This is a genomic window from Dyadobacter diqingensis (assembly GCF_024220585.1).
Lineage (GTDB): Bacteria > Bacteroidota > Bacteroidia > Cytophagales > Spirosomataceae > Dyadobacter > Dyadobacter diqingensis.
Map to the genome: position 1 here is coordinate 358,100 of NZ_JAMXKF010000002.1, position 22,200 is coordinate 380,299.

The window sequence follows — 22,200 nt, forward strand, 5'->3', positions numbered from 1 at the left end:
TTCGCTTTTGTTTAACTGGTAAACATTGGTAAATTAATTTCAATATCAAGTTTTCAGATCAATGGGTATCATCAAGAAAACATCGAACTTACATGCATTTATTATTCGTCATGTGTTAAAACGTATTGAACTGACAGTGGAACAGCAACAATATTTTTGTTCCCTTCTGACAGTAAAACAATTGCTTCCGAAACAATATCTGCTCGAACAGGGACAAATCTGTAATCATGAAACTTTTGTCTGCAAGGGTTTCCTCCGCTCATTTACCATTGACGAAAAGGGAAACGACCACACGCTACATTTTGCTTTTGAAGATTGGTGGATCACCGATTCGACGAGTATGCTGCAACAAATTCCTTCGACACGAAATATTATCGCTCAGGAAGCCTCTGTTGTTCTTCAAATAGACAAAATAAACCTTGACCAACTCTACAAAGATATTCCGGCCTTTGAAAGATTCTGGCGGATATTGGACCAAAACTCCGCCATCGCCCAAAATCAACGTATCCTGAATTCTATCTCCATGAATGGTGAAGCATTGTACAAAACACTTATCCGGAAATATCCGACACTTGAACAACGTTTGCCTCAAAAACATATCGCCTCCTATCTTGGAATCTCACCGGTATTCCTCAGTCAGATCCGAAAAAATCTTGCTAAGGGCGAAAATAAATAATTACAGGCCGAAATATTAAACTAGTTATACGCCCACTACCTGCCTCCGCATTTAATTTTGGATTAAGATAAAATCCGAAACAATGTTAAAAAGCAGCATATTCGATCCGATGTTGTTACGCGGCCACAGGCTCAATAACAGATTAATTGTAGCGCCGATGACCAGAAGAAGTGCTACACCCGAAGGGGTGCCAACCGATGAAATGGCAGCATATTACCACGCTTTCGCCAAAGGAGGATTTAGCGTAATTATTACCGAGGGAACCTACACCGACACCTTATTTAGCCAATCCGACCAAAATCAGCCGGGACTTACCGACGAAAACCAAATGGAGGGATGGAAAAAAGTTGTCGAACAGGTCCATAACGAAGGGAGTTTGATCATTGCGCAACTTATGCACGCCGGAGCCCTTTCTCAATATCACGAGAGCACCATAGCTCCTTCTTCCATAAAACCCATCGGGAAAAGATCAACCGAACCCGGAGGTCTTACCGGAACATTTCCTATCCCCAAAGAAATAACCGAAAGCGATTTGCAGCACATAAAAACAGGATATCTGAATGCAGCTAAACTCGCCATAAAAGCAGGATTTGATGGGGTTGAAATTCATGCTGCAAACGGATACTTGTTCGATCAGTTTCTCACCGGATACACGAATCTGCGAACCGACCGTTATGGAGGCAGCATTTCCAATCGGCTGAGTTTTTTAGCAGAAGTGTTTAATTGCGTCAAAGGAGCCGTCCCATCAGGTTTTATTGTCGGTATCCGGATGTCAGAAAGCAAGGTCAACGACCTCTCCTATCGCTGGCCTGGCGGCTCACAAACGGCAATCGAAACATTTAATGTTGTGGCGAAAATCAAGCCTGATTATCTGCACATAGCTGCCGAAGGCGGAAACTGGGCCAGAGAATGTCTGTATCCTGACGGACTATCCTCAACAGGTCTTGCTAAAAAATTGACGGGCGTTCCGGTCATCGCAAACGGTGGTTTACATGACCTAAATTTAGCCGAGACTTTAATTGAAAGCAACCAAGCCGATTTTATTTCAATAGGCAAAGCTGCATTGGCTAATCCTGACTGGCCTTTTTTAGTACTTCACGAAAAACCTGTCATACCTTTTTTTAAAGAATTGATCAAGCCAAGTCTTACGTTAAGTCATACAGCATCAGAGCTCGCAAAATTGAAACAGTATTACGAGTAAATCTCTTATCATCATGATTAGTCGACAGCCGCAGGGAGTTTCGGGAATCCGAAACTCCCTGCGGCTTGCTAATATTCTCCCCGCCCCTATTGCCACCTCTGGCTTTAAACTGTTTTTTTAATTTATTTGTATTTTTAATTACCTGACAATGAACAGCATCAAGGATAAGTTCGCGAATTAAAATTAGCCACTTGTCCTGTAAACTGTGTTAAATTGTCCATTCAGCCGTTGATAAAATTGGCTGGCGTTTACCCTCTACTTATGATCCTGATCACCTTGTGATATTCCAATTCGGAATATCACCTGAAATTCTTTTACTCATTTTGTCAGGTTCTCAACAGTTTCTTGTAAAACTTTGGATAAAAATTTTCAATAATTCAATAATTTCTAATCTTTTTAATTAATCAACAATGAAAGCAGGATTAAGTTTTGGAAGTGCTCTGGTAGCATTGAAAGCAGGTGCACGTGTTAGTCGTGAAGTTTGGGACGAAAATGGGATGTTTATTTTTATGAGCCCGGGCAACACCCTTACCAAGGATTTTATCCCAAAGGTAAAATCCTTACCCGAGTCAGTTAAGGCCTTTCTTATCAATCAGGAAAAAAACATCGAATTCCTTCCATTCATGTGTTTATGGACAGCAACTGGCGAAGTATTAAATGGTTGGCAAGCCTCTCAGTCTGACATGCTCGCTCAGGACTGGTGCATACTTAGCTAATCGATAGTGATTTCCGGACGCCAATATTTCTTAAATCATTGGCGTCCGGTCTTTAAAAAATTTACAACGAACAGATCCCATACCCCTTTTAAGATGTTTGCTGCTCAGCATTCCGTTATCATATTTTGAACGGGTTTTTCCTCATTCCGCCTATCCGCCCACTCCCTCAGCGAATTGATTGACGGAATTATTTCAAGTCCGGCTATGGTCAAAGAATACTCAACTTTAGGTGGCACTTCAAGGAAAACTTTCCGATGAACCAACCCGTCTTCTTCCAATTCCCGCAAAGTTTGCGTAAGCATTTTTGTCGTTATTCCTTTGATGGTCCGTTTAAGCTCACCATAACGCAATACCTTTTGCTCATGCAGGTACCATAAAATCCGACCTTTATACTTTCCGCCTATACATTGGAATGCGTAGTTGACGCTGCAAAATGAACTGTCTCCGATATCTTTCATTATTTGAATTTTTAACTCACTGATAATCTGCAATAGACACTAAAAGGTATCTAAGATACTTAAAAGTACATACTTGACCCAAAGATTCTGTTCCGATACATTTGATGAAAAAATTATCATGAACAGACGAAACGCATTAAAAAATACCGCCGTCCTGGGCCTTTCGGCTCCATTCTTTTTAAAAACTGAGTTATTAAAACAGAAAGGGAACCCGGAGAAAATCCTAAGCAGTTATCACAAATTCCGGCTGGGTGATCTCGAACTTATTGTGATATCAGACGGACATATCTTATTTGATAAGATACAACCAAGTTTCGCTCCCGGCATTGCTTCTGACAAGGTCATCAAAGCACTTGAAGATAATTTTTTGCCATCTAAGGAAGTTGATCTTGCCATCAATATCCTTGTTGTAAAAAGTGCGCAAAAAACTATTCTGATTGACTGTGGCTGTGGTTTTAACTTTGGCGACGCTTCCGGATGGTTGCCTAAGAACCTGTCGGCTGCCGGGATCAAGCCCGAAAATATTACGGACATCGTTTTAACACACGCCCATCCTGATCACCTCGGCGGTTTACTAAACAAAGACGACACACTCGTTTTCCCGCACGCGAACATCCATCTGTCACAAATTGAAAACAACTTCTGGATGGGTGCCAGCCCGGATTTTTCTAAAAGTAAAGTAAACGCATCGCTGGCCGAGATGGTTACGAATATCGCCCGTCATACCATCACCACCATTAAACCCAAACTGCATTTTTTTAACGACGGCGATACGCTCTTCAACTGTATACGCCTGGTCCTGGCTCCCGGACATACGCCGGGGCATACCATTGTCAATATTTTCTCTAAAAATGAGGAGCTGGTTCACGTCGCAGACCTTGTTCACTCTTCGGCGCTGGTAGTAGCTCATCCTGACTGGGGTTTTGAGGGTGATACAGATTTTGATCTCGCTATAAAATCCCGAAAAAAAGTACTTAAAGAACTCGCTGAAAACCGGAAACTGATCTTTTCATATCACCTCCCATGGCCGGGTTTAGGACATGTAAGACAAAAAGACGATGGGTTCGACTGGGTTCAAACGACGTTTTCTGTCCCGGATTGAAGCAATCAACTTCACATTTCATATATTTGGAAACCCTTTTCCAAATATATTTAAGATTATTCATGACGTCCCAGGAATTGTTATCAGCCGTTCAAAGAATACATGCACTTTCACAGACAGGCCTGGCATATCCGCAAAGTGATTATGACCGCGAGCGCTACGAAGAAATCCGTAATATAACCCTTCAGATTTTAGCTGAAATGAGTAATGTTTCCATTGAACATATCATTAAGCTCTTACCTGTTGAAAGTGGATACGTAACACCCAAGGTAGATATCCGCGCCGTTGTTTTTCGCAGTGGAAATGAAATCCTGATGGCTCAGGAAAAGGCTGACAATGATCGCTGGGCAATTCCGGGAGGTTGGGCCGACGTTGGCTATTCTCCTTTTGAAGTGGCCGAAAAAGAGGTCATGGAAGAAACAGGGCTTCATGTAAAGGCAACAAGATTGCTCGCTGTTTTTGATAAAAACAAACACGGCCATCCTTACGAACCGTGGTATGTTTACAAGTTTTTTATACTCTGCGAGCTTACCGGCGGCGGAGAGCTGGCCCAACAAACAATCGAAACGTCAGGAGCCGCCTGGATCAGGTTTGAGTCTGCCGCATCACTTCCGCTTTCCACCTATCGCGTCACTCCCGAACAGCTCGAAACCATTTTCGGGTTTGCGGTAGAACCAGACCTACCCGTATTGTGCGACTAGACGGCTTTTAAGCCAGTGCTCATAAAGCTTAAAAATCAACGTTATTCATAAATTGCATCGTTCATGATCCGGAGGAATGGGGTTTTATTGCTGATCTGCCTTTTGGGGTTTCTTACGCCTCGTGCGCAGCAAATCAGCAATCCTGATTTCAATATCACGCATTATTCTGATGAAAACGGGTTACCTCAAAATAGTGTAAAAGCGATCATGAAGGATAACAACGGATTTATCTGGCTCGCTACCGAAGACGGACTTGTCAGATTTGACGGTCAGCACTTTTATACATTTAACAGGTCTGTCAGCTCGATTTCGAGTAACCGGATATATGGACTAGTCCCCTCGCTTCCGGATTACAGTCTCACAAACAAACGCTTTACCGCCTTAATAGAGAAAAACGAATCCGTAAAAATACAGGAAGACGGCACAGCCAAAATTGACACCTCATACTCCACCTATCGCAGCCAAAACTCTCCGCTGACTGCAAAAACGGATCATTACATGGGCTTCCTGATGAGTCTGCCATCCCGGTATCAAATTCTGGACAGTCATCCCCCTTTTGTAGCTCCCGCCGGTGAAAACACATACTATGTCTGGTCGAAAGACAAAGTTGAGTATTATCACAAACAGACAAAAAAATCAACAATAAGAGGAACATTCAAAGAATTTTTCCTGATCGGCTCCCACCCCTTTGCGAGATCTCAAAACGGAGCATTTCTGGATCTCAATGCCGATAACAAAAACTGGAACCGGCCGTTGACCGGGGATATTTTAAAAGATGCCGCCTATTCAAGTCATAAAAACGACTACAAATTCTTCTGGAATAATGTTTCACTGGAAGCATACCTATACTTTAATAAAAAATTCTATTTGCTGACCATACCTGACGATGGTGCTTCTTTGCATACAAGTCTGATTTTAAATGACTTTGATTTCGACGAATACAATATCTCGACCGTTTATTACGATCCCAAACCGGGATACCTTTTTTTAGGAAGTAACACAACCGGGTTTTATGTATTAAGGGGCAAGGATTTCAAATCGCTGCGATTTGGCGTCAAGGGAATGGACAATGTTTACTATGCGCAAATGCCCTTTTCTAAAACATCCATTCTGACGTCACAGGGGCTTCTTTTAGAAACCTCTGCTTTAAAGTCTCATTACAACACACCGCTGATGAACCGGATTGACAGCAAATATTATCTGGCAATGAACGGTGACAGTACATTTTGGATGATTAACGGTCATACATTAAGTAAACTGAACAAAACAGGATCAAAAATTCTGATCGAATACACTCTACCGGAAAGGCATAAGGCGCTGTACCTTGATCCGAAAGGGATATTATGGATCGGTGGCGAAAAAAATGTCTTGTCTTCGCTCAATACCTTCGATCGAAATTCCAAACCGAAATCAATCATCAAGGCAAAGCTGGGAGAGGTATCCTGCATGTTCAGGTTAAGTGATCAGCATTTACTTGTCGGAACAAAAAAAGGATTGTTCAGATTTGATATGGCTTCCGAAAAATTAGTCTCAATACGCCAGCTCCAATCTTCTACAATCAGAAGCATTTACCATATAAAGGGTGAAACCTGGATTACGACCTACGGAGACGGACTCTATTATATGACAAATGATAAACTGGTTAAACTTCCACTCGACAAAGAACAATATTTATCCGCCTCACATTGCATTGTCGAAGATAAAAAGGGTTATTTCTGGATTACGACCAACAAGGGGTTATTCCAGATACAGAAGAAGGATTTACAGAATTTTGCGCACAAAAAACAACAGTCTGTTTTCTACCTGCATTATGATAAGCGTCACGGGTTCGGCAGCAATGAGTTTAACGGCGGTTGTCAGCCGTGTGCGCTCACATTATCCGACCAGACCATTTCTTTTCCATCTATGAACGGGCTCGTTTGGTTTAATCCTGACAAGATCAGACCGGAGCTGCCCAACAAGGAAATCTTCATTACCGAGATCGAACTCGATGGAAAAAATATTACCGCAGACTCGTTGAAAGACGTTCCAAGGAATTTTAAACAGCTCCGGATATCCCTTGCAACCCCCTATTTCAACGATCGGACCAATCTGAGGATGGAGTACGCGCTTCAAAAAGAGGGATATATTCAAACCTGGCTGCCCGTATCGGACGAACTGGTCATACAAATTCCAAATACGTCGTCGGGCCAGCATACCCTGGTCATTAGAAAACAAAATGGCTTTTCGAAGGATAATTATTCTTTCAAAAACCTGAAAATCAATATCCATCCCGCCTGGTACGAGACCTGGATTTTCCGTGTGGTGTTTGCTCTTGCGCTATTGCTTTTATTCTGGATCATCTTGAAACTCAGAACGACATTTCTGCTGAAAGCGGAAAGGAAAAGGAATTTATACCGACAGTATCATATTAATAACCAGATTGTTGCGGCAATTAATCATGACATACAAACGCCGCTGCATTTTATCAGCTCATCTTTTACCCAAATCCAAAACCATCTGGGCAAATACGGTTTGGCTGATACCTATATTTCCAAGATGAGTGACGAAACGATCAACACCATTAATTACGCCCGCGGACATACAAGCAATCTTTTAAACTACATAAAAAGCCAAAACCCCGGCAGTCAGCAAGCGCTTTCCTTTCATGAGGTCAATGTTTTTGACATTGTCGAACACTCCTGCAAACTGCTACACGGGCGCGCCAACCATAGGGAAATTGAAATAATCAATCAGGTTGCGAGAGATTTCAAGGTGAAGAGCGATGATAAATTGCTTTCGGTCATCATCCAGAACCTGCTGGATAATGCCGTCAAAATGAGTAAGTCAAAGATTGTGATTTCAACCCGGGCGGAAAAGGACTATCGCCAGATCATCATTGAGGACACAGGAAAAGGAATACCGGCTGAAATTCTGGAATGGCTTAATGTTAACTATGAATCTTACGATCGCTGGCTGTATAGACCGGGCAATCCGAACCACAAAGGCCTGGGTCTGATCATTGTGAAAGATATCAGTATCCTTTTAAAAATCCGGATTTGTGCAAAAAGTCTGGATAACCAGGGAAGCACGATTCAGCTTAGTTTTCAGGTTTAAGGAAGAATATTGACCACCTGTATTTGGTAATCAACCATCCCGACAAAGCCAGGAGGCTGATCTATTCAACGTCAAAAAAAATCATTATGCGGATAAAAACCCGGCTGTCTCTAACCAAACGCTAAAATCGATTTAGCATTACGCGAATACGATATTTCTTAATTCCAGCGTATGGCTGATATTCAATTTTCTAAAAATATTCAGTTTTTGCTTGTTGATGGTTGAAATTTTGTAGTTCCGCAGTTTTGCAATCTGGTCCACTTCCATCCCCTGACTCAGAAATTTGGCTACCTGATATTCACCCCGGCTCAAGGATGCCAGTGGTGTGTTCTGGTTCAATTCCTCATAACACTGATTAAGCAAAATATCGATCAGCTCTCCGCTAACATAACGCTGCCCTTTGATGGCAGTTTCAATACATTTCACAAGTTGCTCCAATTCCTCATTTTTCACCAGATACCCATTGGCACCCGCCACAAGACAGGAAACAGCCATATCATAACGCGCCTCTCCGTCGTATATGATAAATGCTGTTTTGGGCATCGTCTCCTTTACATATTTAATGATATTGATGTCAAAAAAAACGGAGTTTTCTTCAAGCCCCATAATGATGAGGTCAGGTTTTGAGTGCGGATTTAAATTTTGAAACGATTCAAAACACCTCGACTCCAGAATTGTAGCATTTTCGAATTGTTTTTTTAAAAATATGCCGAGGCCTTTGCGTAATACGGGATGCTTGTCTATTGAAGCAATTATCATTATAAAAACTATTTGTAACTTACCTGGAATTAAGACTTCACTAAGAAGTTAGATTTGGCACAAATTGAAGATTCCAAATCTTTCTTTTGTACTATTTTAAAATTGTTATGATTTTGAACCGCTATGTCGTATAAATACAAACGGTATCGAAAAGGAGGTGTGTCCAGTCTGTGTTAAATCCGGGGATAAAACTTTTGACGGTACAAAATTACGGTACTGAAAGAACAAAAAAGCCCAATTAAATTTGGTATATTCAACAAATAATTTGAATTAACATTTAAATAATTTACTACCCCTCGAACTAACTCTACGTTATTTATTCCCGGATAAGGGGGAATAAGCAAATTGATTAAATTGTGAAAAATATATTAGTTGCAGAAGACCACCCACTTGTCATTATTGGCATCGTTTCCATGCTGGCGGAGTGTATTCCGGGAGCTGTCATATTTAAAGCTCCGGATTTTACAAGGACATTAGATTTATTAGAAAAGCATCCATTTGACTTACTGGTCATGGATATTAACCTTCCGGAAGGTGACAAAGTCAGCATGATCGACTCCGTCCGATTAAAACAACCGTCTTTACCTATCCTGGTTTGTTCAAGTTACGACGAAAATTTATACGCGTTGCCATATCTTAAAGCGGGGGCTAACGGATATATTTCAAAAACGGCGCCCTCGGATGAATTCAAACTGGCAGTTGAGAACGTGATGAATTCCAAAATTTATGCAAGTCCTTCCGTACTGCACAACGCCTTCGGAATGCTGCTGAATTCTAAAAATAGTAATAAATCAGGGTTGATTAAACTGAGCGATAAAGAAATAGAAATTGCAAGACTTTTGACCAAAGGAATGTCTACGAAGGAAATCAGCGAACACATAAATCTGTCGGCGCCCTCGATAAGCATTTACAAATCCAAGATTTTCGAAAAACTTGGTGTAAAAAATATCATTGAATTGACTACTTATTTTGAATTAAACAGTTAGTCGATCTAAAACGATACGTTGCTTTTCGTCTTGCAAATCATCTCTCAACTATTTCAAAGCCGTGGCTTTCGCATAACTTAATAAAATAACACCTGACGCCGAAGTTTTTACATGATTTAGCGTTAAGCCCGTTCTGTTTTCCAGGTTTGTAAAAAGTGGCTTTCCGGCACCGAGAATTATCGGATGAACGGCAAGACGGTACTCGTCAATAAGTCCGTGATTAATAAAAGTTGTGATCAGGCTTGAACCTCCATAAAGCCAGATATTTTTGCCGGGACGACTTTTTATTTCAGCTATTTTATCCAGAATATCGGAGCTGATGTAAGTTGCTTTCCCATCGGGTTGTGGATTCTTCGAAAACACGTACTTTTCTTTGCTGTGAACAGAGGACCAAATTTTCTCCTCAACTGGCGATACATCTGCCCCGGGTACATATTGTCCCCACAGGTCATAACTCACCCGACCGTAAAAAATCGTATCAATATCTCCCAGAAAATCGTCGAATGCCATTTCCTCATCCATTACACACCAGTCGATTTCACCATTGGGTCCTTCAATAAAACCATCCAGGGTAACGGCGAGGTCTAAAACTATTTTCCTCATTTTATCTTTATGAGTGGACTTTACGAAAAAGGTAGTTACGTCAGGAAATACCCGAAAAAAATCTTTTGAATATTTTTCTGGCTATATCAATAAGGCCCCGGAAAGAATTGGGCTTGGTCAGAAAATCATCAACACCGGCCTCCTGCGCCTTCCGAATCAGATCCGGGTTATCTGAGGTTGATAACATAACCGTTGGTACCGCGGCCAGTTCCGGATCGGACTTTATCGCAGCTACGGCTTCCAGGCCATTCATTTTGGGCATATTCATATCCACCACCACAACTGAGTCTGACAAATCATCAGAACTTTTCATATTGTCGATCAGCTCTTTCCCATTTTCGGACTCAACAACCTTCACATCCGGATCAGCTTCTTCGAAAGCCTCCTTCATTAATTGCCTGTCATCTTCGTCATCATCGGCCAGATGAATTGTTTTATTGTCTGCCATTGTGTATAACTCTCTCTACACGAAAAGGATAAGTTTCCGCAAAATTAACGATAAATCAGTTAGGAATAATAATTTGATATCTATGGTTCTATATCAAATCACAAACAATTCCAGCGATGAAAAAACTGACTTTTCTTCTGATTGATGATGACGAAGACGATCATTTTATCTTCGCAAACGCCCTGAAACTTTCTTTTCCCGATGCTGTCTGTCATTATGCATTTGATTGTTTACAGGCCATTGATTTCCTCAGCAGCCAGTCGGGCATCGTACCCGATCATATTTTTATGGATTGGAGTATGCCTTATATGAACGCCATCGACTGCATAAAGTCGCTTCGAAAAGAACACGTGGCCAAAACAACACCCATTTACATCCTCTCGGGATCAAAACCAAGTTTCGAAATTGAACATGTGGTGGGACTGCACATTAAAAAAGTACTCAAAAAACAAAATTCTATCGAGCAGCTTGCAGAGGAGTTAAGGCTTGCCGTCGGTTAAACGGAACATAGTTTTAACGAATCAGAAATTTGCTGAAACGGCGGAATCTAAATTCGAAGAAATCCAGCAGCTCTGCTTTTGAATAAGCGAAAAAAGGTTTCTCTTCTATATCACCCCACAAAGTAAAAGACAACTCTGCTTCCGGATTTTGAAGAAAACAGAAATAAATAGTTGTAATGTTTTCAAGTGTATTCACCTGTCTTATTCCCTCATCCTGACCACCTTGCTCTTCGATAACATACGGCTCACGCACGATCCGGTGTATCTGCACCCCAATTTCATTGTATTTACGCTGATCGAATTCCGTGTCAAATCTCCGGTAAAATTCTTCAACCGCTTTCTCAAAAGCGGTGACGTCAGTACGATCAGCATTAAAAATATGTGAGCGAAAAAAATCGCTTAACGCTTCGGGATCTGGTCTTTTCATGACTGTAAATTTAGCAAGCAAAAACCTTAAAAGTTGATCTGTTTCAAAATAACCAGCCAACGCCGACTCAATAACCGATTACCATTAACTCAAAACTAAATTTTGATGACTGTATTTAAACTATCTTTAAGATTCTGAAAAGAAGATTAACCAATATTATCCTCCTCTTAAAAATGAAACGAACACTAGTATTATCGCTGATATTACTATCAGCAGCCGCGTGCAAGAAAAATGATAAGGGTATTGAACCTGACCCACTGAATTCTTCCGAAGTATTTGATCAGGATGGCATTTCAGCCTTTGATGACAAGAATATCGAAGTCGTCACAAACTACACCAAAATTGATACCTTTTATACCAACACCACATCTGATATTGGTATTTCGGCGAAAGTGCCTGATGGAGATTCTGCCATTTTCAAATTTACGGTTTACAATTACCCCGTAAACATCACCCGATTCAGCAGTCAATGGGACGCGAAGGAAAAATACAAAATTGCCCAGAGTGACTTTGATCTTGACCTGCTTAGTCTGGCCGGGTCGGTGCCTGTTACAGCCAGTGTTACCTACCTGAAAACGGGTGTATCTAGGACAAAAAACGCGCAAGTCAATATCACCAATAAAACAAGTTCTTTTGACCTTTTCAATGTCAATTTCGGGATGACGAAAGAGGCGGTTAAAACAAGTGAGTCGAAACGACTTGGCCTGACAGAGGATAAAATCCTGGGCTGGCTGGAATCTTCCCTCAATGCGGGATACCTTGGAAAATCCTCATTGTTCAGCAAAAGCACCCGGTATAGTATTTCCGGATCGACGTATTACGAGTTTGAAGACAACAAACTTGTCAGGGTCTCTGAAATCATTGATAAAAAAGCCGAAAATTTCCAGAATAAGGATGAATACAATGTTGTAAAATCTTTATTTACAAGGCTCGGCGCAAGCAAAATCCCGGTGGAATATGCGCCGGCTACCAACACGACAACCTACGCTCAGGACGCTGTGTCATGGACCAAAAACGGCATCAACTTCAAATTTCAGAAAAGAGATTTTGAACTAAAATCGGGGAAACTCAGCGCATATGCGTTGAGTTATACGAAAGGGAGTTAATTGTCCAAATGTTAATAGCAAATTTGGGCCAGAAAGCATTATAAACCTAGTTTGTAATGCTTTCTGAATTCTACAAACTGTCAATCTGATATTTATACTCCCGAGACTCTATTAATATTCGCCAAAAATTTGCTGAATATTTCGCAATAACACAGCTTAGCCACTGTTAAATCCTAATCAACTTCGTTAGATTTGAAAAAACTAACGAATGAAAATTTCAAAAAATCAATCCAAATCACTTTTTTTGATCCTGCTATTCATTGGATCGTGTAAAAAAGATTCGGGCATTCCAAGAGTTCCTCTTCTATGCACTTGGCCCGCCGACTATCATTCAGGCGAAATTGTCGAAAATTATTCATCCGAAGTATTTTTAAAAGACACTACATATGTATTGAGCGCCTTAAAAAAAATAGGAGATCTGCCGCCAGACTTTTTATACCCTTGTAACATGCCTGAAGAAGAAAAAAAAGAAGGACTAAAAGTAATAGTAAGCGGTCATGTAGTAAGATTCAAAGATTTTGATTCTGCCGTTCTTCTCTACGGGTATCCTTTCGAAATTACATCGATCGAATATGTTGCGCAATAATTCAGAAGGCAAGATTACATCCTACTCTTATGATGTGGTAGGTAATTTTTGAGAGTTTGTTCCTGCATAGTTCCTGCAGGAAAATAAAAAAGAGCTACAATAGTCTATATCACAGCTCCTTAGAAAAACCAACGTAGGACGTAGCGGGCTCGAACCGCTGACCTCCGCCCTGTCAAGGCGGCACTCTGAACCAACTGAGCTAACATCCTGTTTGCGGTGACAAATATATACTAATTTGTTTTTGTCTCCAATCCATACCGGTACACTTTTTGAGAAGGAATTCTGGATAGCAGAATAAGCCCGATCACAAAAATGATCAGAAGCGCCAAAATGCTGTTGCGCATGCTTCCGGTCACTTGTTCAACAGTGCCATAAATAAAAGTCCCGATCACGATGGCCAGTTTCTCGGTCACGTCATAAAAGCTGAAAAATGAGGCAGATTCAGATGTATTTTCAGGAATAAGCTTGGAATAGGTTGCCCGGGAAAGTGACTGAATTCCTCCCATAACCATACCCACCGCGCAGGCGATCAAATAAAACTCCATGGCTTCGGTTGTGTAATAAGCGCCGGAACAAATACCAATCCAGATCGCTACACCAATCATCAACGCATAAATATTGCCGATCTGCGAGGAAAGCCAGGCAAAAAGATAAGAGCCAGCAATACCGACGAGTTGAATTAAAAGAACGGTGATGATCAGACTTTGCGATGGCAATTTCAGCTCATTGGCTCCAAATATTGTAGCCACATACATAACCGTGCGAAGTCCCATAGTGTACACAAAAAATGCCCCAAGGAATTTGGCCAGATAAGGCTGCTCTCTCAGTTCGTTATAAACTTTACCGAGTTCGGTAAAACCATTGAAGATCCAGTTTTTAACCTGTTTTTTACCATGATGCCCCGAAGGCAGATAACGAAACGGAATCTGAGCGAAAAGGATCCACCACACACCGACCGTAAAAAATGAAATTCTGGCGGGCATGGCTTTATCCGTAATTCCGTAAATGGAAGGAAATAACACCATACTGAGGTTAAAAAGTAAAAGCAGGACACTTCCCAGATAACCCATCGAAAAACCTCTGGCACTGTAACGATCAAAATTATCCTCGGTGGCGATTTCCGGAAGATAAGAATCGTAGAAAACAATACTTCCGCTCCACCCGATCAGGCTCAATGCAAAGATTATCACAGAAAAATTAAGCGTGTCCTTCGTAAAAAAGAATAACAGCATACAACTGACCGCGCCCAGGTAACAGAAAAACTTCATGAACCTTTTTTTATGACCTGTAAAATCCGCGATGGCTGTGCACAACGGAATCAGCAGCGCAGTCAGCAAAAAAGAAGCGGAAACGGTATAAGAAAACAACACCGAGCTCTTAACTGAAAGCCCGAAAAAGTTTACGATTCCCGTTCCGGCAGAAGCATTCAGTGCAGCGGCACTGAAATAAACCGGAAATATACTGGAAACAATGACAAGAGCGTGAACGGAGTTGGCCCAGTCGTACATACACCAGGCATTAATAATTTTAGGGTTATTCTTTTGCATAAGAGGAAATTTACCGCAAAATAAGAAAAGCGGCAGATTAATGCTGCCGCTCTTCCTTACAATCATTTAATATAATCCGGAATTATTTAATCACCGGATCAAACACCATAATAGTTTCGACCTCAACGCCATTTACAGGCATTTTGTTTTTTAATTTCAATTTACTGTTACTGATTTCCTCAACACCAAATGCACCCGAGAAACCGCTAATTTTTATGTCAAGAATATTAGTGTCTTCTTGTAAAGCCCAGGTTCCGCCATTCGTTACCTGCTGAGTATTCTTGTCCTTCGCTTTCACTACGTTATTCTGCAAAAATTGGATTTCCATTTCTGAGATAGCTCTTGTTTCCAGATTCAGCTGATTAGGCGAAATGGCCACGCCTTTCAGATCCGTCACGGAGGTCATAAGCCAGGGATAATTTACAAGAATTTTGCTCTTTTCCGTAGGCTTCGCGGGATCGTCACTATCTTTACCGCAGGAACCCAGCAGAAATAAAATGGCAAATACAGCAACAAGATTAATTAAACGGTTCATTTTTGCGTTTTTAAAATAATAGGTTTGGCTAAACCATCCGTTTTCAGATTCAGAAAATCGCCCTATCTTAAAATAGTTAAATTAACTGAGTTTTGGCTGGTATTGCAAAATTAACGATTTGTTTCATCAATTCTTATCGATCATCACACAAATATGTCATTGAGATATTTACACATTAAAATTATACTATTGATAATCAGCTCAATCCAATGTTTTGCGCAGGATTGCCAGCCTTCTTACATTTTAAATCCGGTTACGGTCAACAATAAAATTGAGTGGGGTAAATTTCCGGAATTCAGTTTGCCATTCAAGATTATTTATAATGGGCCACGCTTTGGCGACACCGAATCCGTACCCTTAAAACACGGTTTTAGTCACCTCGCGGTCTTTACGGGAAACGAGGGCAATACCCTTCCGGCAAAAAACCGGGCGATGCTTTGGAACAGCGTCGCGACCATCGGCGAAAACCAGCCCTGGGGTATGGATGCGCTCAGAAGTCCCTGGGGAAATGACACAACGACCTACAAAAAACTGTGGGACCAGTATCTGAGCAATATGGCCAACACCTTCAATGACTCCTATGGCAGCGGCGTCCCGAAAGCGGATGTCATCTGCATGGATGTGGAGCGAATGCTAACTGAAGACCGCGACATATTAAAGCTAAAAACCAATACGGCAATTCCCGCAAAGTACCGCAGCCTTTCCGACGCGGAATTTCTGGCGACCTATAAAAGGGATATCCGCTGGTGGTATACGGAAGCGGTGAATCATTTAAAAGCCAAGGGACTCGATGCGTCGACGCTCGTAACCAGTTACAGCGACGTTCCTGTGCGGGCAACCTGGCTGAATATCGAAAGTAACAGCTGGCAGGACTGGACAACCAATCTGGCACGGACACATTACCTCATGCAGGACAATGCCGGCAAACTGGGTGGTAATTTTTACAACGCCATCAACAGTCTTACGCCGTCCCCCTATTATTATTATGGCTACGAAAGCCCGATTGGCAAGGATTACCTGACTTATCTCCTCTTTCAGATTGAAGCAAACCGGGCGTGGAGCGATAAACCCATTATACCGTTTGTGTGGATGCGTATCCACGACAGCTTCGATCCGACGGTTCCGATGATCACGGCATTTCAGGCCCAGGCAACTGCGATATTCCCGTTCTTTTCCGGAGCAAACGGGTTATGGTTATGGGAAAACAATTTTTATGAAACCGGCCGCCAGGAAAATTACAGCACGTACGAGAATTTTATTTACGGACTATACCGTCTTTCTGAATTCAAAGATATGTTTGAGGGAAATTATGAACTTGTCATTCCAACATCGGCAAGGGATTTGATGACTTCCAAAAAGCCGGTCTGGCGCGGCGTGGTTAAGGATGGCCATATCCTGATCGCGGCGCAAAATCCCTACGCGGCTGACAATGCAGAGACAAGCATTACGTTGTCTTATCAAAAATGGGTAAAAACGATTAAACTGAAAGGTAAGGACGTTTTTCTTTGCAAATTCGATCTGAGCCAGGATAATTCCTCGACAGAACCTACGGTTACAGAGGCATTTCTTTTCCCCAATCCGCTTGTTGGTGCGTCGCAAGTGAGACTGACAGGGATCAACGGCGTGACAAATGTTAACTTCTCCCTCATCAGCATGCACGGAACCGTCATGTTTGAAAAGAACTTAAAGGCGCAGGTTGGTGAGTCGGATCAACCTGTCACTTTGCCTGCTCTTGCCGCTGGCCTGTATGTGGCCCGCTTTAAGAGTGCCAATAAAACTATTACTCAAAAAATCGTCATCACAAAATAATGAACCGTCTTAGCCAGGAAACCAGCCCCTATTTGTTACAACATGCCAATAATCCGGTTGACTGGTATCCCTGGGGTCCGTTGGCGCTGGAAAAAGCAAAGGCTGAAAATAAACCCATATTAGTAAGCATCGGTTACTCTGCCTGCCACTGGTGTCATGTGATGGAACGTGAAAGTTTCGAACACGACAATGTTGCTGAGATCATGAACGAGTATTTCGTCTGTATCAAAGTGGACAGAGAAGAGCGCCCGGATGTTGACGCCGTTTACATGGATTCATTGCAGGCCATGGGAACACGCGGTGGCTGGCCGCTTAATGTTTTTTTGCTTCCCGACACCAAACCGTTTTACGGGGTGACTTATCTCCCGCCGCAAAACTGGGTCCAGTTGCTGAAAAGCGTTAATAATGCTTTCATCAATCACTACGATGACCTGGCAAAATCAGCTGATGGTTTTGTTGAAAATATGGTGCAGTCGGATATCAAAAAATACGGACTCACGCCCACCGCAGCGGCCTATACTGTTGACGCGGTGGACGAAATGTTTGAAAAGTTAAAACAGAACTTTGATACCCTGAAGGGCGGAATGGACCGCGCACCGAAATTCCCGATGCCGTCCATTTATAAATTTCTGCTTCGCTATTTCGATATCACCCAAAATCCCGAAGCTCTCGCACAGATCGAATTATCACTGAATAGGATCGCTCTTGGCGGCATTTATGACCATGTAGGCGGTGGATGGGCGCGGTATTCTGTCGACGACGAATGGTTTATCCCCCATTTCGAAAAAATGCTTTATGACAACGCACAGCTTTTGTCTGTATTTTCGGAAGCTTTCGCCCTGACCGATAACCCCTTATACGCCGAGCGAATTTATCAGACCGTCGCCTGGCTCAAAAACGAAATGTCGAGTCCGGACGGAGGATTTTACTCGGCACTTGATGCGGACAGCGAAGGTGTGGAAGGGAAGTTTTATATCTGGACAAAAAATGAACTGGAACAAATTCTCGGAGCGGATTTTAACTGGTTTTCAAAACTTTATAACATTAGTCAGCATGGCAATTGGGAGCACGGTTATAACCATTTGCACCTGACCAATTTTGCTTCGGAAACAGCCAAAGCGGCTGGAATTCATAGCGAAGATTTCGAAAGCAAATATCAGCAGGCGCTCGATAAACTTGCCGCCGCCCGCACGTCAAAAATCAGACCGGGACTTGATGACAAAATTCTGGCATCCTGGAACGGGCTTTTGATCAAGGGACTAACAACGGCGTATCAGGCAACCGGCGAAGAATCCATCCGGGAAATGGCTTTAAAAACAGGCCGTTTTATTCTGGAAAAGATGACCGAAAACGGTAAACTCTGGCATAGTTATAAAAACGGGAAGGCATCAATCACGGCGTTCCTCGAAGATTATGCCGCTGTTATAGAAGCTTATCTTGGCCTTTACCAGATAACCTTTGACGCTGCATGGCTCACCGAGGCCGTAAGTCTCTGCGATTATACAATTGCCAATTTCTATGATGAATCCGAAGGATTTTTCTTTTTTACAGACACCGAAGGCGAAACTTTAATTGCTAGAAAAAAGGAGCTGTTCGATAACGTAATTCCGGCATCCAACTCGATGATGGCCCAGAATCTCTATACGCTTGGCAAAATGCTGGATCGAAGCGATTACCAGGAATTATCGGATCAGATGCTGTCTAAAATGACGAAAATTTTGCTTGCGGATGTACAATGGGTTACCAATTGGGCGGCACTTTATTGCCAGCGTATCACGCCAACGGCTGAGATTGTCATTGTCGGAGAAAACGCCGATGAAATCCGTAAGGACTTTGACCGCTTTTTTGTTCCCAATAAAATTATTGCCGGAACTACAACGCAGTCCTCACTCCCACTTCTCGAAAACCGCACGCCGCTAAACGGCCAGACAGCCATTTATGTGTGTTACGATAAAACCTGCCAGCTACCCGTCACCTCCGTGAAGGAAGCCCTCGAACAACTGGCATAATGAGTACTAGAAAAGCTGCGGTCCTGAACTGATTCACGACCGCAGTTTTTTTCTTTAATCCAGCAAAGAATAATACCGCTCTCTGACAACGTTCATGTGATGAATTGCATGACCAATCACCACATAACCAAGTGCCAGCGCCGATATCTGGCTTTTATAAGCTACACCACTGCGCAGAATCATCTCATCGTCCATATTTTTGAAAAGCAGAATCGTTGATTTTCTCACCAGCTCAAACTCTTCCATCAGATCACCAACCGTGCGTCGGGACGCAATCGTGTTTGCTGCAAACAATTCTTCCTCATAACCCGCCAGCACCGTATCATCATTCCTTGAAAACCGCAGCGCACGATAAGCCATGATCCGCTCATTATCAATAACGTGCTGTAAAATATCTTTTACCGTCCATTTTCCCGGGGCATATATTTTATCGTTTAGGGCTGTCAGTTTACTGACGTCATCGTATACTTTCGCAGGTGAATATTTTTCAAAAGCTTCAAAAATGTCAATATCTTCAACCAGATTGATGTATCGGTCGAAAAACTGGGGCATTGGATTGATATCAGATCTTTTCATAAATATGGGCTGTTAATACCTCAATATTAAGAAACAAACTTTAAAATTGCTTCTGCCGCCCGGATTTACTTTTTGGTCACAAGCCTGATATAATGATACTCCGACCGCTTTGATTTACCGTCTATTATTCCTTCGATATAAGCATGCAGCCCATTTCCCGGCTGCATATTGTATACTACACGCTGCGGAAAATCATGTTCTTTGTCCTCGAAAACATAGTCACTATTTGTTATTGAACGGAGATAAAAACGTGTTTCCTTCCCATCATTCTCGCCATCAACCCGGACCGCGTAAACGATACGCGTTCCTTCTTTGGCAAGTCTTACCCTCTCCAAAACAATAGTATCCGCGTTGGTAATTTTAAAGCTTTTACCATCAAATTGATCATCTGACTTTTTCTGCCAGCTCTCATACAAAACCCCGCCTTTTTTCTCAGTCCGCCAGATACCCACAAGCTTGTCAAGGTCGCGGAAATTCTGTCGGGTAAAAGAAGGTTGCTGCGCATACCCCAAATGGCTAACAAGTAACATCATGGTGACTTTCGTGAGTGATTTTGTCTGAAAAATATTTTTTATCATTTTCATAATTTTTCTTCTATAAGTGATATATTTAAGTCTTTCAGAAGTATTAAAATAGTGAATTAATTCTTACATTTGGATACATTTTCCTCTAAAAATTGAAAAGAATAGCAGCCATAGGGTTATTGATTTTGTTGCTCTACAACACGTTTGGGCTGACAACTGCTATTTTGTTATTTGACGATCAGCATAAGTCCGCGTCCGTTATTCAGACTGGTGATGACTATCAACTTTTAAAAGTTTACATGCCCTCACTCCCCTACACCGAAGAGTGGGAAAACGAAGAGGGCCTTGAAGGACTTTTTAAAGAGAGAGGTCAGTTTTATAATGCTACCCATGTGTTGCATTCCAACGATACGCTGTATGTAACCATGAAATCCAACCAGCCAGCACGTGATCATTTTTTCGAGCTTGTCGGTATGATGCAGTCGCTGACCGATTCTGATAAGGATTCGCCCGATAATATGCATGGCAAAGCCATTAAATTACTTAGTGATTTATTAAAGAATTATCTCCAGAATAAAGAGCATTTCCTGATCCAGCCACAGCTTACGCAACCAATGCCTGTCGCTGTGACCTATCAGTCTGCTAATGAGTTGCACGCGTCCTACTTGCTTCGCCTGCAGACACCCCCACCTGAGACCAGCTGCATTTTGTGAAATTAGGTAACAACTCAAAGCATTGTCGGGATTGTTGAAATCCGTATGCCTGAGAGGTCTGTCTTACCAATGATTGTATGCAGAATTTACCTCTGCCACAATTGAAATAACCCACAAACTCTAATTTGCACTGCCGTTTCACAACGACAGTTATAATCCCTTATTACAAATTGATATGCCTAAAACTATACGAACCAAAATGCGCCTTATGACGCTGATTGTGACTGTAATGATCCTGAGCCGTGCCGCTTACGCGCAAATGCCCAATGATGCCATTTACATGTCCAAAAACACTGCCTGTCTGGCCTTATCCTACAACCATACTTCATGGGATAAATATTGGGAAAACAAACTAAAAAGGGAAAACCTGAATATCGGAACCCAGACAACACAGACAGCCATGGCAATGCTTGCGGTAGGCGTGACGAAAGATTTCGATGTCATTGTTGGCGTACCATACATCTGGACGCAGGCCAGCGCAGGAAACCTGAAATGGCATAAAGGTTTTCAGGATGTTTCGGGCTGGCTTAAATACCGTTTCTTCAACAAAGCCGGACTTTCATTGAATGCTGTTGTAGGCGGCTCGGTTCCGCTGACTGATTACGTCCCGGATTTTATGCCGATGTCGATCGGACTTCGGTGCAAAACTGCCACAGGACGACTTGTGGTACGTTACAAACATACCAGTGGTGTTTACGTGACGGCCTATTCCAGTTATATTTTCAGAAGCAAAATCAAAATCGACCGCGATTCGTACCTGATGTATGAAAAACTTTATAATACCAATGAAGTGAGTGTGCCCAATGCCTATGATCTTTCTGCCCGGATTGGCTTTACCAACAAAGCTATTCAGACAGAAGTTTTTGCAGAACGTGGTGCCTGTGTGGATGGCGACTATATCCGTCGCAACCAAATGCCCTTTCCAACCAACAACATGAAATCAACTGCTGTGGGCTGGTATGGAAAATTTCAACCCAAAAACCTGGGCTTCAACGCCAGAGTTTCCTATGTGGTTGACGGAGAAAATGTAGGTCAGGCGATGAGCTACCAGGCTGGGGTTCTTTACCAGTTTGGCTACATAAAATCGGGCAAAAAATAATTTACAGTTTTACGAATCGTGTT

At 42.2% G+C, this 22,200-nt stretch carries 23 protein-coding genes and 1 tRNA gene; 14 read left to right on the top strand and 10 right to left on the bottom strand.

Annotation, left to right across the window (positions count from 1 at the left end; all coding sequences use genetic code 11):
• The first annotated feature begins 61 nt into the window (after positions 1–61).
• From M1L62_RS07105 to M1L62_RS07115, 3 genes are all read left to right on the top strand, one after another.
• Positions 62–676: a Crp/Fnr family transcriptional regulator gene (locus tag M1L62_RS07105; RefSeq protein WP_254412337.1), complete on the top strand. Its 615-nt coding sequence runs from the start codon at positions 62–64 to the stop codon at positions 674–676.
• 82 nt (positions 677–758) lie between these two features.
• Positions 759–1,877: an oxidoreductase gene (locus tag M1L62_RS07110; RefSeq protein ID WP_254412338.1), complete on the top strand. Its 1,119-nt coding sequence runs from the start codon at positions 759–761 to the stop codon at positions 1,875–1,877.
• 410 nt (positions 1,878–2,287) lie between these two features.
• On the top strand, positions 2,288–2,593 hold the full coding sequence (locus tag M1L62_RS07115) for a DUF2829 domain-containing protein (RefSeq protein WP_254412339.1): 306 nt from the start codon (positions 2,288–2,290) through the stop codon (positions 2,591–2,593).
• 104 nt (positions 2,594–2,697) lie between these two features.
• Here M1L62_RS07115 and M1L62_RS07120 read toward each other — a convergent pair whose 3' ends face one another.
• The gene (locus M1L62_RS07120) at positions 2,698–3,051 is read right to left on the bottom strand and encodes a winged helix-turn-helix transcriptional regulator (RefSeq protein ID WP_254412340.1); all 354 of its coding nucleotides are present in this window, start codon (positions 3,049–3,051) and stop codon (positions 2,698–2,700) included.
• A gap of 118 nt (positions 3,052–3,169) precedes the next feature.
• Between M1L62_RS07120 and M1L62_RS07125 the strand changes: the two genes are divergently transcribed.
• The 3 genes from M1L62_RS07125 to M1L62_RS07135 all read left to right on the top strand — a co-directional run bounded on the left by M1L62_RS07125 (position 3,170) and on the right by M1L62_RS07135 (position 7,950).
• Positions 3,170–4,153: an MBL fold metallo-hydrolase gene (locus M1L62_RS07125; RefSeq protein ID WP_254412341.1), complete on the top strand. Its 984-nt coding sequence runs from the start codon at positions 3,170–3,172 to the stop codon at positions 4,151–4,153.
• 62 nt (positions 4,154–4,215) lie between these two features.
• The gene (locus M1L62_RS07130) at positions 4,216–4,854 is read left to right on the top strand and encodes an NUDIX hydrolase (RefSeq protein WP_254412342.1); all 639 of its coding nucleotides are present in this window, start codon (positions 4,216–4,218) and stop codon (positions 4,852–4,854) included.
• A gap of 63 nt (positions 4,855–4,917) precedes the next feature.
• The gene (locus M1L62_RS07135; RefSeq protein WP_254412343.1) at positions 4,918–7,950 is read left to right on the top strand and encodes a sensor histidine kinase; all 3,033 of its coding nucleotides are present in this window, start codon (positions 4,918–4,920) and stop codon (positions 7,948–7,950) included.
• Between the two features lie 138 nt (positions 7,951–8,088).
• Here the strand turns inward: M1L62_RS07135 and M1L62_RS07140 are convergent, their stop codons facing one another.
• Entirely contained in the window at positions 8,089–8,709 is a 621-nt protein-coding gene (locus tag M1L62_RS07140; protein WP_254412344.1) for a response regulator, read from the bottom strand.
• A gap of 356 nt (positions 8,710–9,065) precedes the next feature.
• On the opposite strand from M1L62_RS07140, the gene M1L62_RS29550 reads away from it, so the two are divergent.
• Positions 9,066–9,695 carry a response regulator transcription factor gene (locus M1L62_RS29550; protein WP_254412345.1) on the top strand — a complete coding sequence of 210 codons (630 nt, stop codon included), beginning with the start codon at positions 9,066–9,068 and terminating at the stop codon, positions 9,693–9,695.
• A gap of 48 nt (positions 9,696–9,743) precedes the next feature.
• Here the strand turns inward: M1L62_RS29550 and M1L62_RS07150 are convergent, their stop codons facing one another.
• Together M1L62_RS07150 and M1L62_RS07155 are read right to left on the bottom strand one after the other, a co-directional pair.
• Complete coding sequence (locus M1L62_RS07150; protein ID WP_254412346.1) at positions 9,744–10,298, bottom strand: dihydrofolate reductase family protein; 555 nt, start codon at positions 10,296–10,298, stop codon at positions 9,744–9,746.
• Between the two features lie 40 nt (positions 10,299–10,338).
• Positions 10,339–10,746, bottom strand: a complete 408-nt coding sequence (locus M1L62_RS07155) for a response regulator (RefSeq protein ID WP_254412347.1) — start codon at positions 10,744–10,746, stop codon at positions 10,339–10,341.
• A 116-nt stretch (positions 10,747–10,862) separates the two neighbouring features.
• Between M1L62_RS07155 and M1L62_RS07160 the strand changes: the two genes are divergently transcribed.
• Positions 10,863–11,246: a response regulator gene (locus tag M1L62_RS07160; protein WP_254412348.1), complete on the top strand. Its 384-nt coding sequence runs from the start codon at positions 10,863–10,865 to the stop codon at positions 11,244–11,246.
• A gap of 13 nt (positions 11,247–11,259) precedes the next feature.
• Here the strand turns inward: M1L62_RS07160 and M1L62_RS07165 are convergent, their stop codons facing one another.
• Complete coding sequence (locus tag M1L62_RS07165; protein ID WP_254412349.1) at positions 11,260–11,673, bottom strand: hypothetical protein; 414 nt, start codon at positions 11,671–11,673, stop codon at positions 11,260–11,262.
• 173 nt (positions 11,674–11,846) lie between these two features.
• On the opposite strand from M1L62_RS07165, the gene M1L62_RS07170 reads away from it, so the two are divergent.
• Both M1L62_RS07170 and M1L62_RS07175 read left to right on the top strand, forming a co-directional pair.
• Positions 11,847–12,779 carry a hypothetical protein gene (locus tag M1L62_RS07170; RefSeq protein ID WP_254412350.1) on the top strand — a complete coding sequence of 311 codons (933 nt, stop codon included), beginning with the start codon at positions 11,847–11,849 and terminating at the stop codon, positions 12,777–12,779.
• 208 nt (positions 12,780–12,987) lie between these two features.
• A complete protein-coding gene (locus M1L62_RS07175) occupies positions 12,988–13,365 on the top strand; it encodes a hypothetical protein (RefSeq protein ID WP_254412351.1) in 378 nt (125 codons plus the stop codon).
• 134 nt (positions 13,366–13,499) lie between these two features.
• Here the strand turns inward: M1L62_RS07175 and M1L62_RS07180 are convergent.
• From M1L62_RS07180 to M1L62_RS07190, 3 genes are all read right to left on the bottom strand, one after another.
• Positions 13,500–13,574 (bottom strand) — tRNA-Val (locus M1L62_RS07180).
• A gap of 21 nt (positions 13,575–13,595) precedes the next feature.
• Positions 13,596–14,912, bottom strand: a complete 1,317-nt coding sequence (locus M1L62_RS07185; RefSeq protein WP_254412352.1) for an MFS transporter — start codon at positions 14,910–14,912, stop codon at positions 13,596–13,598.
• 82 nt (positions 14,913–14,994) lie between these two features.
• Positions 14,995–15,447, bottom strand: a complete 453-nt coding sequence (locus M1L62_RS07190) for a hypothetical protein (RefSeq protein ID WP_254412353.1) — start codon at positions 15,445–15,447, stop codon at positions 14,995–14,997.
• Positions 15,448–15,636: 189 nt separating this feature from the next.
• Here M1L62_RS07190 and M1L62_RS07195 point away from each other — a divergent pair, with 189 nt between their 5' ends.
• Together M1L62_RS07195 and M1L62_RS07200 are read left to right on the top strand one after the other, a co-directional pair.
• On the top strand, positions 15,637–17,256 hold the full coding sequence (locus M1L62_RS07195) for a T9SS type A sorting domain-containing protein (RefSeq protein ID WP_254412354.1): 1,620 nt from the start codon (positions 15,637–15,639) through the stop codon (positions 17,254–17,256).
• Positions 17,256–19,265 carry a thioredoxin domain-containing protein gene (locus tag M1L62_RS07200; protein ID WP_254412355.1) on the top strand — a complete coding sequence of 670 codons (2,010 nt, stop codon included), beginning with the start codon at positions 17,256–17,258 and terminating at the stop codon, positions 19,263–19,265. Before M1L62_RS07195 ends, M1L62_RS07200 begins: the two co-directional genes overlap by 1 nt.
• A gap of 54 nt (positions 19,266–19,319) precedes the next feature.
• Here the strand turns inward: M1L62_RS07200 and M1L62_RS07205 are convergent, their stop codons facing one another.
• A complete protein-coding gene (locus M1L62_RS07205; protein ID WP_254412356.1) occupies positions 19,320–19,841 on the bottom strand; it encodes a DinB family protein in 522 nt (173 codons plus the stop codon).
• A gap of 65 nt (positions 19,842–19,906) precedes the next feature.
• The gene (locus M1L62_RS07210) at positions 19,907–20,425 is read right to left on the bottom strand and encodes a DUF6265 family protein (protein ID WP_254412357.1); all 519 of its coding nucleotides are present in this window, start codon (positions 20,423–20,425) and stop codon (positions 19,907–19,909) included.
• Between the two features lie 92 nt (positions 20,426–20,517).
• Between M1L62_RS07210 and M1L62_RS07215 the strand changes: the two genes are divergently transcribed.
• Both M1L62_RS07215 and M1L62_RS07220 read left to right on the top strand, forming a co-directional pair.
• Positions 20,518–21,078, top strand: a complete 561-nt coding sequence (locus tag M1L62_RS07215) for a hypothetical protein (protein ID WP_254412358.1) — start codon at positions 20,518–20,520, stop codon at positions 21,076–21,078.
• 175 nt (positions 21,079–21,253) lie between these two features.
• Positions 21,254–22,177 carry a hypothetical protein gene (locus M1L62_RS07220; protein WP_374760297.1) on the top strand — a complete coding sequence of 308 codons (924 nt, stop codon included), beginning with the start codon at positions 21,254–21,256 and terminating at the stop codon, positions 22,175–22,177.
• Positions 22,178–22,200: the final 23 nt, after the last annotated feature.

Coding starts and splice junctions, on each gene's coding strand:
- M1L62_RS07105 (WP_254412337.1), top strand. CDS start 62: ATGGGTATCATCAAGAAAACATCGAACTTACATGCATTTATTATTCGT.
- M1L62_RS07110 (WP_254412338.1), top strand. CDS start 759: ATGTTAAAAAGCAGCATATTCGATCCGATGTTGTTACGCGGCCACAGG.
- M1L62_RS07115 (WP_254412339.1), top strand. CDS start 2,288: ATGAAAGCAGGATTAAGTTTTGGAAGTGCTCTGGTAGCATTGAAAGCA.
- M1L62_RS07120 (WP_254412340.1), bottom strand. CDS start 3,051: ATGAAAGATATCGGAGACAGTTCATTTTGCAGCGTCAACTACGCATTC.
- M1L62_RS07125 (WP_254412341.1), top strand. CDS start 3,170: ATGAACAGACGAAACGCATTAAAAAATACCGCCGTCCTGGGCCTTTCG.
- M1L62_RS07130 (WP_254412342.1), top strand. CDS start 4,216: ATGACGTCCCAGGAATTGTTATCAGCCGTTCAAAGAATACATGCACTT.
- M1L62_RS07135 (WP_254412343.1), top strand. CDS start 4,918: ATGATCCGGAGGAATGGGGTTTTATTGCTGATCTGCCTTTTGGGGTTT.
- M1L62_RS07140 (WP_254412344.1), bottom strand. CDS start 8,709: ATGATAATTGCTTCAATAGACAAGCATCCCGTATTACGCAAAGGCCTC.
- M1L62_RS07150 (WP_254412346.1), bottom strand. CDS start 10,298: ATGAGGAAAATAGTTTTAGACCTCGCCGTTACCCTGGATGGTTTTATT.
- M1L62_RS07155 (WP_254412347.1), bottom strand. CDS start 10,746: ATGGCAGACAATAAAACAATTCATCTGGCCGATGATGACGAAGATGAC.
- M1L62_RS07160 (WP_254412348.1), top strand. CDS start 10,863: ATGAAAAAACTGACTTTTCTTCTGATTGATGATGACGAAGACGATCAT.
- M1L62_RS07165 (WP_254412349.1), bottom strand. CDS start 11,673: ATGAAAAGACCAGATCCCGAAGCGTTAAGCGATTTTTTTCGCTCACAT.
- M1L62_RS07170 (WP_254412350.1), top strand. CDS start 11,847: ATGAAACGAACACTAGTATTATCGCTGATATTACTATCAGCAGCCGCG.
- M1L62_RS07175 (WP_254412351.1), top strand. CDS start 12,988: ATGAAAATTTCAAAAAATCAATCCAAATCACTTTTTTTGATCCTGCTA.
- M1L62_RS07185 (WP_254412352.1), bottom strand. CDS start 14,912: ATGCAAAAGAATAACCCTAAAATTATTAATGCCTGGTGTATGTACGAC.
- M1L62_RS07190 (WP_254412353.1), bottom strand. CDS start 15,447: ATGAACCGTTTAATTAATCTTGTTGCTGTATTTGCCATTTTATTTCTG.
- M1L62_RS07200 (WP_254412355.1), top strand. CDS start 17,256: ATGAACCGTCTTAGCCAGGAAACCAGCCCCTATTTGTTACAACATGCC.
- M1L62_RS07205 (WP_254412356.1), bottom strand. CDS start 19,841: ATGAAAAGATCTGATATCAATCCAATGCCCCAGTTTTTCGACCGATAC.
- M1L62_RS07210 (WP_254412357.1), bottom strand. CDS start 20,425: ATGAAAATGATAAAAAATATTTTTCAGACAAAATCACTCACGAAAGTC.
- M1L62_RS07220 (WP_374760297.1), top strand. CDS start 21,254: ATGCCTAAAACTATACGAACCAAAATGCGCCTTATGACGCTGATTGTG.